The following is a 15,795-nucleotide window of genomic DNA, read 5'->3' as shown; positions in this document are numbered from 1 at the left end:
CCAGGCGGATGTGACTACCTCAGGTAGATCCGCGCGCGAGGCCCCGTCCAGACGCAGCGCCGCACCGACCAGCACCGACCAGCACCGACCAGCACCGAGTCAGCCGTCGGGCTGGGCCAGCCACACGTCGATGTCCTCCTCGGCCCGCGCCACGACGTCGCGCGGTGCTGTCGACGCCCGCAGCGACATGCGCGCCAGCCCCGCCAGCGCCTCGTCGTCGAGCCCGTGCACCTCTCTCGCCGCGCGATACTGGTCCACCAGCCGCGTCCCGAACAGCAGCGGGTCGTCCGCGCCCAGCGCCACCTGGATCCCCGCGCCCAGCAGGGTCCGCAGCGGCACGGCGGGCGCGGCGTCATACACCCCGAGGGCGACGTTGCTCCCGGGGCACACCTCCAGCGCGACCCCCTCGCGGGCCAGCCGCTCCAACACCCGGGGGTCCTCGGCGGCGCGCACCCCGTGGCCGATCCGGTCGGGCAGGAGCGCGTCGAGGGTCCGTATGACGGCCTCCGGCCCCACGAGCTCGCCGCCGTGGGGCACGAGGGCCAGACCCGCACCGCGGGCGATCCCGAACGCCGGCGCGAAGTCCTCGACCGCGCCTCGGTGCTCGTCGTTCGACAGCCCGAAGCCCACCACCGCACCCGTGCCCTCGCCGGCGTACCGCGCCGCGAGACGGGCCAGCGTCCGGGCATCCATGGGGTGGCGGATCCGGCTGGCGGCCACCACCACGCCCACCCCGATGCCGGACTCCGCCGCCGCGGCGGTCGCCGACTCCAGGACCTGCTCGAGGGCTGGGGTCAGCCCCCCGCAGAAGGGCGCGTAGGACGTCGGGTCCACCTGGATCTCGAGCCACCGCGACCCCTCGCTGGCGTCGTCGAGCGCCGCCTCCCGCACGATCCGGCGCATGGCCTCCGGCGACCGGACGCAGGCCCGGGCGGCGTCGTACAACCGCTGGAACCGGAACCACCCGCGCGACTCGACCGAGGTGAGCCGCGGCGGCCACTCGTCGACGAGGGCGTGGGGGAGCCGCAGGCCCTCGGTGGCCGCGAGCTCGGCGAGCGTGGACAGCCGCATCGACCCGGTGAAGTGCAGGTGCAGGTGCGCCTTGGGGAGCTGGTCGAGGGGGCGGGGCATGTCGTCATCCTCACAGACGGTGGCGAACGCTCGGCCACGGTGGCCGCCCGCGCGCCGCGGCCGCCGACGCAGGGGGCTGTGCCTACGGTGGGGTCGCTCCACCCGGAGCGTCCGCCACACCCAGCCGCGCAGCACGCCCTGTCGCCGCCCGTCGTCGAGCTCACCGAGGTCACCGATGCCCAGCCCAGACCCCTTGCTCAGCCGTGCCCGCCGCAGCACCACGGTCGGGCTGCTGGCCGTGGTCGCGACCGCCGTCACCGCCGGGGGCCTCTCGGTCGTGGACGCCTTCGGCCCTCCCGACCCCACGCCGGCCACGCTCGCACGCGAGGCAGCCTCCCCGGCGGCCCGGTCGTCCGCCATCCCCACCTCGGCCGCGGGCGGAGCCGGCTCGACCGTCGCGCCGCCCCGCACTGCCTCGCCGACGACCGGTTCCAGGCGCCAGGGCGTGCCGGGGGCCCAGCCCATCACCCTCGCGTTCGGGGGCGACACCCAGGCCCACGGGTCCGCCGGGCGCATCGTCGACGAGGGCCTCGGCGCGACGGGGAAGCTGCTCGCCCGCGCCGACCTCGCGATGGTCAACCTCGAGACGGTCGTGGCGGCCGACCGCACGGGGCTGCGACCTCAGCCCAAGCCGTTCACCTTCGTCACGGGCCCCTCGATCCTGGGTGCGCTGCACAAGGAGGGGGTCGACGTGGTCACGGCGGCCAACAACCACACGATGGACTTCGGCGACCGCGGCATGACGCAGATGCTCGCCGCCAAGGCATCCTCGCCGGTGCCGATGGTGGGTCTGGGCAAGGACGACACCGAGGCCTGGGCGCCCTGGTCGACGCAGGTCCAGGGGCGCAGGGTGGTGGTGTTCGGGGCGACGGACGTCCTCGACGCGCACCTGGACTGGAAGGCCGGTCCCGGCAAGCCCGGTCTGGCCAAGGTCAGGGACGAGGAGGGCTTCGACAAGCTCCTCGACGGCGTGCGCCGGGCCCGCGCCGCCGGTCCGACCGACGTCATCGTCGTCTACCTGCACTCCGGGATCGAGAAGCAGCGCTGCCCGACGCCTCGTCAGGTCCTCACGGACTCCGCGCTCGCCGAGGCGGGCGCGACCGTCGTGGTGGGGGCGCACGCGCACGTGCTGCAGACGACGACGACCGTGGGGGACACGGCGGTGGCCTACGGCATCGGCAACTTCGTCTTCGGCAGCGGGAGCAGCGCCGAGACCCGCGCGTCCGGCGTCCTGACGGTGACCGTCCCGGGCGACGCGGGCGCACCCACCATGACCTTCGACCCGGCCCGGGTGACCCAGGGCCTGCCCGTCCTGCTCGAGGGAGCCGAGCGGGAGCGCGCCCTCCAGACCTGGCGGGCGCGCGGCGAGGGCTGCTCCTGACCGTATGCCGTCCGCCCGGCGTCACGGCCGGTCGCTGGGCTCACGCGTCGGTTCGCCTCGGGCCGTCCCTCTGACGTATGCTCGTCTCTTGGATGGATCCCGCGTCGATCGTCGCTGTGCTGCGCCGGCCGGCTCGAACCGTCCTGAAGGGTAGTAGCTCAATTGGTAGAGCACCGGTCTCCAAAACCGGCGGTTGGGGGTTCGAGTCCCTCCTGCCCTGCGGATCACGTGATCATCTGACGAAACGAGGGGCCGTGAGCGAGGTCAACACCCGTGGTGGTGCTGGGCGCGACACCGCGACCCGTCGTGGCTTCTTCGGACGCATCGCGTTGTTCGTCGCCCAGGTGCTGGACGAGCTCCGCAAGGTCGTCCGTCCCACCCGCGAGGAGCTGATCACCTACACCACGGTCGTCATGGTCTTCGTGATCGCGGTCATGCTGTTCGTCGCGGCCCTCGACTACGGGATCGGCAAGCTCGTCTTCTGGGCGTTCGCCGGCAGCTGACGGCCCGACCGGCCCTCCGGTCAGCATCGCCCCGTGGCGGCACCCGCCCGATCACCAGCAAGGAAGTAGGCCCGCACCGTGTCCGACCAGCCCTCGAACGACCCGTTCGCCACCCGCGACGAGGCCGACGTCGACGCTCCTGTCGAGACGACCGAGGTCCTGACGGACGAGGTCGAGGTCGACGCACCCACCGAGACCGAGGCCCTCGACGTCGAGACGCCCGCCGAGGCCACCGACGTGGACGCGCCGCTCGAGACCCCCGTGGACGCCGACACCGAGGCCGACGACGCCGAGGCTGTCGAGCCGGTCGACACGGAGGAGCAGCCCTCCGTGCCGGACGCCCCCGCGGTCAACCCCCTCGAGGAGTTCAAGCGCGACCTGCGCATGCTCGAGGGCGACTGGTACGTCGTGCACTCCTACGCGGGCTACGAGAACCGCGTCAAGACCAACCTCGAGACCCGCGTGACCAGCCTCAACATGGAGCCCTACATCTTCCAGGTGGAGGTCCCCATGGAGGAGGTCACCGAGATCAAGAACGGCCAGCGCAAGGTCGTCCGCCGCGTGCGGATGCCCGGGTACGTCCTGGTGCGCATGGACCTCACCGACGAGAGCTGGGGCGCCGTGCGGCACACCCCGGGCGTGACGGGCTTCGTGGGCCACACCCACCAGCCGGTGCCGCTGAGCCTCGACGAGGTCGTCACGATGCTGGCCCCCAAGTTCGAGGAGCCCGCGGCCCCCGCCGCGTCCGGCACCGCCGGTCAGACCGGCTCCGGCCAGGCGGCCTCCCCGCGCCCCACGGTGGACGTGGAGTTCGAGGTCGGCGAGTCGGTCACCGTCATGGAGGGCCCCTTCGAGACCCTCGACGCCACGGTCTCCGAGATCAACGTCGAGACCCAGAAGCTCAAGGTTCTGGTGTCGATCTTCGGCCGGGAGACCCCGGTCGAGCTGGGCTTCAACCAGGTCGCCAAGATCTGATCGCAGCCCTCCGGCCCCGCGGCACCCCGCGGCGGTCCTGCAACCGGGTCATCGCCCACGGCGTCGGCCCATCACACAGCAAGGAAGTTCCACATGCCTCCCAAGAAGAAGGTCTCCGGCTTCATCAAGCTGCAGATCCAGGCCGGTGCCGCGACGCCGGCCCCGCCCGTCGGTCCCGCCCTGGGTCAGCACGGTGTCAACATCATGGAGTTCGTCAAGGCCTACAACGCCGCGACGGAGGCCCAGCGTGGCAACGTCATCCCGGTCGAGATCACGGTCTACGAGGACCGCTCGTTCACCTTCATCACCAAGACCCCGCCGGCCGCCGAGCTGATTAAGAAGGCCGCGGGCGTCCCCAAGGGCTCCGGCGTCCCCAACAAGACCAAGGTCGCGACGCTGTCCGCCGACCAGGTCCGCGAGATCGCCCAGCAGAAGATGGACGACCTCAACGCCAACGACATCGAGATGGCCGCCCGCATCATCGCCGGCACCGCCCGCTCGATGGGCATCAACACCCCCGGCTACGAGTCCTGAGCTCGTGACCTGCGGGCCCACCGGGTCCGCTGTGGCAGGACCAGCGCTGGTCCGATCGACCACGACTCCCGCAGGGTGAGCCTCCGGGCCACCCGACATCCTCGAAGGAGAAGCACATGAAGCGCAGCAAGGCCTACCGCGCCGCCGCCGACAAGATCGACGACGCCAAGCTCTACGCCCCGCTGGAGGCCGTCCGTCTCGCCAAGGAGACGGCGTCCAACAAGTACGACGCGACCGTCGAGGTGGCCTTCCGCCTCGGCGTCGACCCGCGCAAGGCGGACCAGATGGTGCGCGGCACCGTCAACCTGCCGCACGGCACGGGCAAGACCGCTCGCGTCCTGGTCTTCGCCAACGGCGACAAGGCCGAGGCCGCCCGCGCCGCCGGCGCCGACTTCGTCGGTTCCGACGACCTGCTCGAGAAGGTCCAGGGCGGCTGGCTCGACTTCGACGCCGTCGTCGCGACCCCGGACCTCATGGGCAAGGTCGGTCGTCTGGGCAAGGTGCTGGGCCCCCGTGGCCTCATGCCCAACCCCAAGACCGGCACCGTGACGATGGACGTGACCAAGGCCGTCAACGACATCAAGGGCGGCAAGATCGAGTTCCGCGTCGACAAGCACGCCAACCTCCACTTCATCATCGGCAAGGTCTCCTTCGACGAGAAGAACCTGGTGGAGAACTACGCGGCGGCGCTCGAGGAGATCCTGCGCCTCAAGCCGTCCGCCTCCAAGGGTCGCTACATCACCAAGGCGACCATGGCGACGACGACGGGCCCCGGCATCCCCTTGGACGCCAACCGCACCCGCAACCTCACCTCCGAGGAGGAGGTCCAGGCCTGAGCCTGACCTCCAGCCGCGATGCCCGGACCGACCTCGTCGGCCCGGGCATCGCGCTTCCCGGGTGAGCCTTCCCGTATGCCGTCCGCCCGGCCTCTAGGATCGGTGATCATGCGCGCTGCCCGTCCCGACCTCCGGCCGACGCCCCCCGCAGGCCCCGTGCGGGTCTCGCGGCGCGCCGGCGGTGTCCTCGCTCTCGGCGCGGCGCTGCTGCTGTCGGGGTGCGTCGCGGGTTCGCACACGACGACCTCCACGCTGGGGGCGGCGACCTCGGCGCCGACGACGACCGCCACGGCGACCCTGCCCACCGACGGGGCCTCCCTGGCGGGAAGCACGCCGGATCCGAACGCCCAGCCGGTGCCGTCCGGCGAGGGCGTGCCCGGCGACCAGTTCGCGCAGACGATCAAGGACCTCGTCGCCGCCAAGGGTTCGGTCCGCATGGCGATGACCACCCCGGCGGGCGCCGCCAAGGCCCAGGTCGACACCCGGACCAAGGCCATGCGGGTCGAGGTCGACGCGTCCGGACGCGCCGTCACCCTCGTCCACCTCGGCGACCGCACCTGGGTCAAGGGGGCGGGCACCGTCCAGGTCCCCGTGCCCGCGGCGACGCCCGGCGCCAGGCCCAAGCAGGACGTCCGCCGCTGGCTGCTCCTCGACCCGAGCGGCACCGACGCCATCAGCCAGAAGCTCGGCCCCCAGGCGCACGTGGCCGAGACCCTCGACCCTGCTCGCTTCACGGCCATGCTGGGCGGCCTGCTGGGGGACCGGACCCCGCGCGGGGACGGGGCGCAGGTGGCGTTCACGGTGCCGGCCACCCAGTACCTCGACGCCGTGTCGGCGCCCGCTGCCCTGCGCGGCGCCGTCACCAAGCCGGTCAAGCTCGTGGTGGTGCTCGACGCGTCCGGTGCGCCCACGTCGGTGACGGCGACCATCCCCACCAAGAAGTCCGACCTCGTGGACCGCACGGAGTACTCCCGCTGGGGCGAGCCGGTGTCGATCGAGGCGCCGGCGGCCGACGACGTGGCTCCGGCGCCGGGTTCCCAGCGCGCGGCAGCCACATCCACGCCCACCGCCAGCGCCAGCACCAGCACAGCGCGCTGACCAGCCGATTTGGTGGTGGGCCGGGCGCCCCGTACGCTTAGCGAGACCAATGACCGCCGGTCTGCCGTGATCACCCCGAGTCCTGCTCGGGTCCGATAGCGGCACGAAGGTCCCGTGACGGGGCGTCCAGCGCAGGCTACGACGATCGTGCTCGCCCCTGGCGAGACCTCGAGCTCCGTGCGCCTGCGCCGGGGCTCTTTTTCATGTGGCCACCGGCTTCACGCTACGGAAGGAGGCCACATGGCAACCGCTGAGAAGCACGCTGCCATCGCCGAGATCGCGGACAAGTTCCGCAACTCGGGTGCGGCCGTGCTGACGGAGTACCGCGGTCTGACCGTGAAGCAGCTCTCGGAGCTGCGCGGCTCGATCCGTGAGCACGCAACCTACGCCGTGGTCAAGAACACGCTGACCCAGCGTGCCGCCGAGGAGGCCGGTATCACGGCCTTCGACGGGCACCTGAGTGGTCCGAGCGCCATCGTCTTCATCACCGGTGACGCGGTGGAGACGGCCAAGGGCCTGCGTGACTTCGCCAAGGCCAACCCGGCCCTTGTGATCAAGGCCGGTGTGCTCGACGGCAAGCCGTTGAGCCCCGAGGACATCACCAAGCTCGCGGACCTCGAGTCCCGCGAGGTGCTCCTCTCCAAGCTGGCGGGCGCCATGAACGCCTCGCTCAGCAAGGCTGTTTACCTCTTCGCCGCTCCTCTGTCGCAGACGGCCCGCGTGGTCGACGCCCTGCGCGCAAAGGTCGAGGCGGAGGGCCCCGTCGAGGCTGCTCCGGCTGCCGACGACACCGCCGAGGCCACGGCCGAGGCTACCGACGACGTCGCCGCGGGTGGCGACGAGAGCTGATCCGTTCGGATCCGCTCGTACCCAGCACGCGCCACTCACGGCACAGACAGGAAGGAAGCCACCATGGCTAAGCTCAGCAACGACGAGCTCCTTGAGGCCTTCAAGGAGATGACCCTGATCGAGCTCTCCGAGTTCGTCAAGCAGTTCGAGGACACCTTCGGTGTCACCGCTGCCGCCCCGGTTGCCGTCGCGGCCGCCGGCGCCCCCGCCGGCGGTGCCGGCGACGCCGCCGCTGCGGAGGAGAAGGACGAGTTCGACGTCATCCTCACCGCCGCCGGTGACAAGAAGATCCAGGTCATCAAGGAGGTGCGCGCGCTCACGTCCCTCGGTCTCAAGGAGGCCAAGGACCTGGTCGACGGCGCCCCGAAGCCGGTCGTCGAGGGTGTCAACAAGGAGACCGCGGAGAAGGCCAAGGCTGCCCTCGAGGGCGCCGGCGCTTCCGTCGAGCTCAAGTGATCTCGGGCCGGATGACGTCCGGCCACTGATCCACCTCACGAGGCGGGTCGCATCCCCCGGGATGCGACCCGCCTCGTCGTGATGCGCGCGCGGTGGCGGTGCTGCCGCTGCTCACGGCGGCCACGCACGCGGGCGGTCCGCCATCCCCACGGGGTGTGCCAGCCTGCGGCGATCGGGGTAACGATCGGCGCGTCGCGGGGCGTTGCCCTTGACGCCGTCCCAGGCCACGCCCATAGTGATGGGGCATCCGCCTCCCCGGCGGTGAGGCCCGTGTCCCCGGCGGTGAGGTCCGTGGTCCTGGGCCCGGGGGAGTCGGGCTGGACGCAGGGTGGCGTCTTGTACTATGCTGTCGCTTTGCGCTGCCTCATAGCCCCGCGTCCTGGTGGACGTGCGGCACGTGCTCGCTTCGACTCCATAGCTCCAGGCCCGTGGAAGGACCATCCTTGGCTGCCTCGCGACCCGCGACCCAGACTGTGTCCACTGCTCAGACGGCTTCCGGTCGTCTGTCCTTCGCAAAGATCAAGGAGCCGCTGGAGGTCCCGGACCTCCTGGCGCTCCAGACGGAGAGCTTCGACTGGCTGCTCGGCAACGAGCGCTGGCAGGCCCGTGTGGCCGCCGCGAAGGACGCCGGTCGCAACGACGTCCCCAACCGTTCCGGTCTGGAGGAGATCTTCGAGGAGATCTCTCCGATCGAGGACTTCTCCGGCTCCATGTCCCTCTCGTTCCGCAACCACCGGTTCGAGGAGGAGAAGCACTCGATCGAGGAGTGCAAGGAGCGGGACATGACCTACTCCGCCCCGTTGTTCGTGACGGCGGAGTTCATGAACACCAACACCGGTGAGATCAAGTCCCAGACGGTGTTCATGGGTGACTTCCCGCTCATGACCGAGCGCGGCACGTTCATCATCAACGGCACCGAGCGTGTCGTGGTGTCCCAGCTGGTGCGTTCCCCGGGCGTCTACTTCGAGCGGACCCCGGACAAGACCTCCGACAAGGACATCTACTCCGCCAAGGTGATCCCGAGCCGTGGCGCGTGGCTGGAGTTCGAGATCGACAAGCGCGACATGGTGGGCGTGCGCGTCGACCGCAAGCGCAAGCAGTCGGTCACGGTGCTGCTCAAGGCGCTGGGCTGGACCGAGGCGCAGATCCTCGAGGAGTTCGGCGAGTACGAGTCGATGCGCCAGACCCTGGAGAAGGACCACACGGCCGGCCAGGACGACGCGCTGCTGGACATCTACCGCAAGCTGCGCCCGGGCGAGCCGCCGACCAAGGAGGCCGCCCAGGCTCTCTTGGACAACCTTTACTTCAACCCCAAGCGCTACGACCTGGCCAAGGTCGGTCGCTACAAGATCGACAAGAAGCTCGGCATCGAGGCGGGTCTGGACGAGTCCGTCCTGCGCATCGATGACGTCGTCGCGACGATCAAGTACCTCGTGGCCCTGCACAACGGTGACGCGACCCTGCCGGGCTCGCGTGGCGGCGAGGGCGTGGACGTGCGCGTCGAGGTCGACGACATCGACCACTTCGGCAACCGCCGTCTGCGCAACGTCGGCGAGCTCATCCAGAACCAGGTCCGCACCGGCCTGTCCCGCATGGAGCGCGTCGTCCGCGAGCGCATGACCACGCAGGACGTCGAAGCGATCACCCCGCAGACCCTGATCAACATCCGCCCCGTGGTGGCCTCGATCAAGGAGTTCTTCGGCACCTCGCAGCTGTCGCAGTTCATGGACCAGAACAACCCCCTGTCCGGCCTGACGCACAAGCGTCGTCTGTCCGCGCTGGGCCCGGGTGGTCTGTCCCGTGACCGTGCCGGCATGGAGGTTCGTGACGTCCACCCGTCGCACTACGGCCGCATGTGCCCGATCGAGACCCCTGAGGGTCCCAACATCGGTCTGATCGGCTCGCTGGCGTCCTACGGGCGGATCAACCCGTTCGGCTTCGTGGAGTCCCCCTACCGCAAGGTCAACGAGGGCGTCGTGTCCGACGAGGTGCACTACCTGTCGGCCGACGAGGAGGACGAGCTCGTCATCGCGCAGGCCAACGCCCCGATGGAGGCGGACGGTCGCTTCTCCGAGGAGCGCGTCCTGGTCCGCACCAAGGGCGGCGAGGTCGACTTCGTGCCGGCCGCGGACGTCGACTACATGGACGTGTCCCCGCGCCAGATGGTGTCGGCCGCCACGGCGCTGATCCCGTTCCTGGAGCACGACGACGCCAACCGCGCGCTCATGGGCTCCAACATGATGCGTCAGGCCGTGCCGCTGGTGCGCTCGGAGTCCCCACTGGTCGGGACCGGCATGGAGCACCGCACGGCGCTCGACTCCGGCGACGTGGTCCTGGCGACCAAGCCCGGCGTGGTCCAGGAGGTCTCGGCCGACCTGGTCAGCGTCGCCAACGACGACGGGTCCTACCAGACCTACCGGATCATGAAGTTCTCCCGGTCCAACCAGGGCAACTGCTACAACCAGCGCGTCATCGTCAGCGCCGGCGACCGGCTCGAGGTCGGCTCGGTGATCGCCGACGGTCCCGCGACCGACGGCGGCGAGATGGCCCTGGGCAAGAACCTCCTCGTGGCGTTCATGCCGTGGGAGGGCCACAACTATGAGGACGCGATCATCCTCTCCCAGCGCCTGGTGCAGGACGACACCCTGTCCTCGATCCACATCGAGGAGCACGAGGTCGACGCCCGCGACACCAAGCTGGGCGCCGAGGAGATCACGCGGGACATCCCCAACGTCTCCGAGGAGGTCCTGGCGGACCTGGACGAGCGCGGGATCATCCGCATCGGTGCCGAGGTCCGCGACGGCGACCTGCTGGTCGGCAAGGTCACGCCCAAGGGTGAGACCGAGCTGACCCCGGAGGAGCGGCTGCTGCGCGCGATCTTCGGCGAGAAGGCCCGCGAGGTCCGCGACACGTCGCTGAAGGTCCCGCACGGCGAGACCGGCACGGTCATCGGCGTCAAGGTCTTCGACCGCGAGGAGGGCGACGAGCTTCCCCCGGGCGTCAACCAGCTGGTGCGCGTCTACGTCGCCAACAAGCGCAAGATCACCGACGGCGACAAGCTCGCCGGTCGTCACGGCAACAAGGGCGTCATCTCCAAGATCCTGCCGATCGAGGACATGCCCTTCCTGGAGGACGGCACGCCGGTCGACGTCGTGCTAAACCCCCTGGGTGTGCCGGGCCGCATGAACGTCGGTCAGATCCTGGAGATCCACCTCGGGTGGGCGGCCAGCCGCGGCTGGAACGTCCCCGAGGGCGCCGAGTGGGCCGTCCGCATCCCGGCCGACGCCCACGAGGCCCCCGCCGGGTCCCGCGTGGCCACGCCGGTGTTCGACGGCGCCAAGGAGGAGGAGATCAAGGGTCTGCTCGAGTCGACCAACGTGACCCGCGACGGGCAGCGCCTGGTCGGCGAGTCCGGCAAGTCCCGCATGTTCGACGGCCGCTCCGGCGAGCCGTTCCCCGAGCCGGTCTCGGTGGGCTACATGTACATCCTCAAGCTCCACCACCTGGTCGACGACAAGATCCACGCCCGCTCGACCGGCCCGTACTCGATGATCACCCAGCAGCCGCTCGGTGGTAAGGCCCAGTTCGGTGGCCAGCGCTTCGGCGAGATGGAGGTGTGGGCCCTGGAGGCCTACGGCGCCGCCTACACGCTGCAGGAGCTGCTCACCATCAAGTCCGACGACGTCCCCGGCCGCGTCAAGGTCTACGAGGCGATCGTCAAGGGCGAGAACATCCCCGACTCGGGCATCCCGGAGTCGTTCAAGGTCCTCCTCAAGGAGATGCAGTCCCTGTGTCTCAACGTCGAGGTCCTGTCCAGCGACGGCAACACCATCGAGATGCGCGACGCCGACGAGGAGGTCTTCCGCGCGGCGGAGGAGCTCGGCATCGACCTGAGCCGGCGCGAGCCGAGCAGCGTCGAGGAGGTCTGACGGTTTCGTGACGTATGACGAGGCGCGGCTGCCCAGCCGCACGGCCGAGCAGCCGCGCCCGCCATACGGCCGAGACCCGCACGACATCGATCGCCGCCCCGACCCGGGGTCGGCCACGAACACCGTTCAGACCCACAGACTTTGAATCAGTCGCAAGACGAGAGAAGGACACACGTGCTCGACGTCAACTTCTTTGACGAGCTGCGTATCGGCCTCGCCACGGCGGACTCCATCCGCCAGTGGTCCCACGGCGAGGTCAAGAAGCCCGAGACCATCAACTACCGCACCCTGAAGCCGGAGAAGGACGGGCTCTTCTGCGAGAAGATCTTCGGCCCCACCCGTGACTGGGAGTGCTACTGCGGCAAGTACAAGCGCGTGCGCTTCAAGGGCATCATCTGCGAGCGCTGCGGCGTCGAGGTGACCCGCGCCAAGGTGCGCCGCGAGCGGATGGGCCACATCGAGCTCGCCGCCCCGGTCACCCACATCTGGTACTTCAAGGGCGTGCCGAGCCGCCTGGGCTACCTGCTCGACCTGGCTCCGAAGGACCTCGAGAAGGTCATCTACTTCGCGGCCTACATGATCACCTCCGTCGACGAGGAGTCGCGTCACCGCGACCTGCCGTCGCTCGAGGCGCAGATCGAGGTCGAGAAGAAGGAGCACGTCAACCGTCGTGACGCCGACGTGGAGACCCGCGCCAAGAAGCTCGAGACCGACCTCGCGGCCCTGGAGGCCGAGGGTGCCAAGTCCGACGTCAAGCGCAAGCTTAAGGACTCCGCCGAGCGCGAGATGAACGCCATCCGCAAGCGTGCGGACGTGCAGATCGAGCGCCTCGAGCAGGTCTGGGACCGCTTCAAGAACCTCAAGGTCCAGGACCTCGAGGGCGACGAGATGCTCTACCGCGAGATGCGTGACCGCTTCGGTCTGTACTTCGAGGGTGGCATGGGCGCCGCGGCGATCCAGAAGCGCCTGGAGACCTTCGACCTGGACGCCGAGTCCGAGTTGCTGCGCGAGATCATCGCCACCGGCAAGGGGCAGAAGAAGACCCGCGCCCTCAAGCGCCTCAAGGTCGTCACGGCCTTCCAGACGACCAGCAACAGCCCCACGGGCATGGTGCTGGACTGCGTCCCGGTCATCCCGCCGGACCTGCGCCCGATGGTGCAGCTCGACGGTGGCCGCTTCGCGACGTCGGACCTTAACGACCTCTACCGCCGCGTTATCAACCGCAACAACCGCCTGAAGCGCCTCCTCGACCTCGGTGCGCCCGAGATCATCGTCAACAACGAGAAGCGCATGCTCCAGGAGGCCGTGGACGCGCTGTTCGACAACGGTCGCCGTGGTCGCCCGGTCACGGGTCCTGGCAACCGTCCGCTGAAGTCGCTGTCCGACATGCTCAAGGGCAAGCAGGGCCGCTTCCGTCAGAACCTCCTCGGCAAGCGCGTCGACTACTCCGGCCGTTCGGTCATCGTCGTCGGCCCGCAGCTCAAGCTGCACCAGTGCGGTCTGCCCAAGCAGATGGCGCTCGAGCTGTTCAAGCCGTTCGTGATGAAGCGTCTGGTCGACCTCGACCACGCGCAGAACATCAAGTCGGCCAAGCGCATGGTCGAGCGCCCCCGCCCGGTCGTGTGGGACGTCCTCGAAGAGGTCATCACCGAGCACCCCGTGCTGCTCAACCGTGCGCCCACGCTGCACCGCCTCGGCATCCAGGCCTTCGAGCCGCAGCTCGTCGAGGGCAAGGCCATCCAGCTGCACCCGCTCGTCTGCGGCGCGTTCAACGCCGACTTCGACGGTGACCAGATGGCCGTGCACGTGCCGCTGTCGGCCGAGGCCCAAGCCGAGGCCCGCATCCTGATGCTGTCCTCCAACAACATCCTGAAGCCGGCCGACGGCCGTCCCGTGACCATGCCCACCCAGGACATGATCATCGGGCTGTTCCACCTCACCTCCGAGGTCGAGAACGGCAAGGGTGCCGGCCGTGCCTTCCGCACGGCGGACGAGGCCCGCATGGCCTTCGACGCCGGCGAGATCGAGCTGGGCTCGCCCATCAAGGTCCGGCTGCAGGACACCGTCCCGCCGATGGGCCAGGAGCTGCCGGAGGGCGTGGAGCTCGGCGCCGAGGGTCGTGGGGACTTCGTCCTCGACACGACGCTGGGTCGCGCGATCTTCAACCTGACGCTGCCCGTGGACTACCCCTTCGTCAACGAGCCGGTCGACAAGAAGCGCCTGTCCGCGATCGTCAACGACCTCGCGGAGCGTTACCCCAAGGTGCTCGTCGCCAACTCGCTGGACGCGCTCAAGGAGACCGGCTTCCACTGGGCCACGCGCTCGGGCACGACGGTCGCCATCTCCGACGTGGTCACCCCCTCCAACAAGGAGGCGATCCTCGAGGGCTACGAGGCCAAGGCCGCCAAGGTCCAGGTCCAGTTCGAGCGCGGTCTGACGACCGACGACGAGCGCCGTCAGGAGCTCATCGAGATCTGGCAGCAGGCGACCAACGAGGTCTCCAAGGAGATGGAGGCCAACTTCCCGCGGGACAACCCGATCTTCCGCATGGTCAACTCGGGTGCTCGTGGTAACTGGTTCCAGCTCCGTCAGATCGCCGGCATGCGTGGCCTGATGGCCAACCCCAAGGGCGAGATCATCCCGCGACCGATCAAGTCGAACTTCCGCGAGGGTCTGTCCGTGCTGGAGTTCTTCATCTCCACCCACGGTGCCCGCAAGGGTCTGGCCGACACCGCTCTGCGTACCGCCGACTCGGGCTACCTCACCCGTCGTCTGGTCGACGTGTCGCAGGACGTCATCATCCGTGAGGACGACTGCGGCACCGACCGCGGCCTGATGATGCCGATCGCCGTCCGCGGCGCCGACGGCTCGCTGCGCGAGCACGAGGACGTCGAGTCCAGCGTCTACGCCCGCACCCTGGCCGAGGACGTCGTCCACGAGGGCGAGACGCTGGCCGAGGCCGGCATCGACCTCGGCGACGTGGTCATCGACGCGCTCGTCGCGGCCGGCGTGGAGGAGGTCCGGGTCCGCTCGGTCCTCACCTGCGAGTCCCGCGTCGGCACCTGCGCCAAGTGCTACGGCCGCTCGCTGGCCACGGGCAAGCTCGTCGACATCGGCGAGGCCGTCGGCATCATCGCGGCCCAGTCGATCGGTGAGCCCGGCACGCAGCTGACCATGCGTACCTTCCACACCGGTGGTGTGGCCGGTGACGACATCACCCAGGGTCTGCCCCGTGTGGTCGAGCTCTTCGAGGCTCGCACCCCGCGCGGTGTCGCCCCGATCGCCGAGGCCACCGGCCGCGTGCAGATCGAGGACACCGACAAGGCCCGTCGCGTGGTGCTCGTGCCCGACGACGGCACCGACGAGCACGCCTACCCGGTCAGCAAGCGCTCGCGCCTGCTCGTCGGCGACGGCGACCACGTGGCCGTCGGCACCCAGCTCGTCCAGGGCGCCATCGACCCCAAGCAGGTGCTGCGCATCCTCGGGCCCCGCGCGGTGCAGATGCACCTCGTGGACCAGGTCCAGGCGGTCTACCGCCAGCAGGGTGTGTCGATCCACGACAAGCACATCGAGGTCATCGTGCGGCAGATGCTGCGCCGCGTGACGATCATCGAGGCCGGCGACGCCGACCTGCTGCCGGGCGAGCTCGCCGAGCGTGGCCGGTTCGAGTCCGAGAACCGTCGCGTCGTGTCCGAGGGCGGCAAGCCCGCCTCCGGTCGTCCCGAGCTCATGGGCATCACCAAGGCCTCGCTGGCCACGGAGTCCTGGCTCTCGGCGGCGTCCTTCCAGGAGACGACGCGCGTCCTCACCGAGGCCGCGATGCACGCCAAGAGCGACCCGCTGCTGGGCCTCAAGGAGAACGTCATCCTCGGCAAGCTCATCCCCGCCGGGACGGGCCTGCCGCGGTACCGCAACGTCAAGGTCAACCCCACCGAGGAGGCCAAGGCAGCGATGTACTCCATGCCGGGCTACGACCAGTTCGACTACACGGCCTTCGGGCCGGGGTCGGGCGAGGCGATCCGTCTCGACGACATCACGCTGGGCTTCGACACCCACTGATCGTCGCTGACGTCCACGGCGCGGGCCGGTTCCCTCTGGGAGCC

At 69.8% G+C, this 15,795-nt stretch carries 11 protein-coding genes and 1 tRNA gene; 11 read left to right on the top strand and 1 reads right to left on the bottom strand.

The window, feature by feature from the left end; all coding sequences use genetic code 11:
• Positions 1-99: 99 nt before the first annotated feature.
• Positions 100-1,131 carry an adenosine deaminase gene (locus B4E97_RS00565; protein WP_286958260.1) on the bottom strand — a complete coding sequence of 344 codons (1,032 nt, stop codon included), beginning with the start codon at positions 1,129-1,131 and terminating at the stop codon, positions 100-102.
• Between the two features lie 175 nt (positions 1,132-1,306).
• On the opposite strand from B4E97_RS00565, the gene B4E97_RS00560 reads away from it, so the two are divergent.
• From B4E97_RS00560 to B4E97_RS00510, 11 genes are all read left to right on the top strand, one after another.
• Entirely contained in the window at positions 1,307-2,512 is a 1,206-nt protein-coding gene (locus B4E97_RS00560) for a CapA family protein (protein ID WP_286958259.1), read from the top strand.
• A gap of 147 nt (positions 2,513-2,659) precedes the next feature.
• Positions 2,660-2,732: transfer RNA gene (locus B4E97_RS00555), tRNA-Trp, on the top strand.
• 34 nt (positions 2,733-2,766) lie between these two features.
• Entirely contained in the window at positions 2,767-3,015 is a 249-nt protein-coding gene (gene secE, locus B4E97_RS00550) for a preprotein translocase subunit SecE (protein ID WP_286958257.1), read from the top strand.
• A gap of 78 nt (positions 3,016-3,093) precedes the next feature.
• Complete coding sequence (nusG, locus tag B4E97_RS00545) at positions 3,094-3,990, top strand: transcription termination/antitermination protein NusG (protein ID WP_286958256.1); 897 nt, start codon at positions 3,094-3,096, stop codon at positions 3,988-3,990.
• Between the two features lie 93 nt (positions 3,991-4,083).
• Complete coding sequence (gene rplK / locus B4E97_RS00540; RefSeq protein WP_029211252.1) at positions 4,084-4,524, top strand: 50S ribosomal protein L11; 441 nt, start codon at positions 4,084-4,086, stop codon at positions 4,522-4,524.
• 116 nt (positions 4,525-4,640) lie between these two features.
• Positions 4,641-5,360, top strand: a complete 720-nt coding sequence (rplA, locus tag B4E97_RS00535; protein ID WP_286958254.1) for a 50S ribosomal protein L1 — start codon at positions 4,641-4,643, stop codon at positions 5,358-5,360.
• Between the two features lie 108 nt (positions 5,361-5,468).
• Positions 5,469-6,458 (top strand): hypothetical protein, encoded by a 990-nt coding sequence (locus tag B4E97_RS00530; protein WP_286958253.1) that lies wholly within the window; start codon positions 5,469-5,471, stop codon positions 6,456-6,458.
• A 240-nt stretch (positions 6,459-6,698) separates the two neighbouring features.
• Positions 6,699-7,307, top strand: a complete 609-nt coding sequence (rplJ, locus tag B4E97_RS00525) for a 50S ribosomal protein L10 (protein WP_019286366.1) — start codon at positions 6,699-6,701, stop codon at positions 7,305-7,307.
• A gap of 63 nt (positions 7,308-7,370) precedes the next feature.
• Entirely contained in the window at positions 7,371-7,763 is a 393-nt protein-coding gene (gene rplL, locus B4E97_RS00520; RefSeq protein ID WP_019286365.1) for a 50S ribosomal protein L7/L12, read from the top strand.
• A gap of 443 nt (positions 7,764-8,206) precedes the next feature.
• Complete coding sequence (gene rpoB, locus B4E97_RS00515; RefSeq protein ID WP_286958251.1) at positions 8,207-11,692, top strand: DNA-directed RNA polymerase subunit beta; 3,486 nt, start codon at positions 8,207-8,209, stop codon at positions 11,690-11,692.
• Between the two features lie 174 nt (positions 11,693-11,866).
• The gene (locus B4E97_RS00510) at positions 11,867-15,751 is read left to right on the top strand and encodes a DNA-directed RNA polymerase subunit beta' (RefSeq protein ID WP_286958250.1); all 3,885 of its coding nucleotides are present in this window, start codon (positions 11,867-11,869) and stop codon (positions 15,749-15,751) included.
• Positions 15,752-15,795: the final 44 nt, after the last annotated feature.

Origin of the sequence: Arsenicicoccus sp. UBA7492 (assembly GCF_002479615.1) — a bacterium.
GTDB classification, from domain to species: domain Bacteria; phylum Actinomycetota; class Actinomycetes; order Actinomycetales; family Dermatophilaceae; genus Arsenicicoccus; species Arsenicicoccus bolidensis.
This window is presented reverse-complemented; position numbering and strand designations above follow the sequence as displayed.

Excerpts from the sequence above, each read along its gene's own strand:
- B4E97_RS00565 (WP_286958260.1), bottom strand. The coding sequence starts at position 1,131 with ATGCCCCGCCCCCTCGACCAGCTCCCCAAGGCGCACCTGCACCTGCAC.
- B4E97_RS00560 (WP_286958259.1), top strand. The coding sequence starts at position 1,307 with ATGCCCAGCCCAGACCCCTTGCTCAGCCGTGCCCGCCGCAGCACCACG.
- rplK (WP_029211252.1), top strand. The coding sequence starts at position 4,084 with ATGCCTCCCAAGAAGAAGGTCTCCGGCTTCATCAAGCTGCAGATCCAG.
- rplA (WP_286958254.1), top strand. The coding sequence starts at position 4,641 with ATGAAGCGCAGCAAGGCCTACCGCGCCGCCGCCGACAAGATCGACGAC.
- B4E97_RS00530 (WP_286958253.1), top strand. The coding sequence starts at position 5,469 with ATGCGCGCTGCCCGTCCCGACCTCCGGCCGACGCCCCCCGCAGGCCCC.
- rplJ (WP_019286366.1), top strand. The coding sequence starts at position 6,699 with ATGGCAACCGCTGAGAAGCACGCTGCCATCGCCGAGATCGCGGACAAG.
- rplL (WP_019286365.1), top strand. The coding sequence starts at position 7,371 with ATGGCTAAGCTCAGCAACGACGAGCTCCTTGAGGCCTTCAAGGAGATG.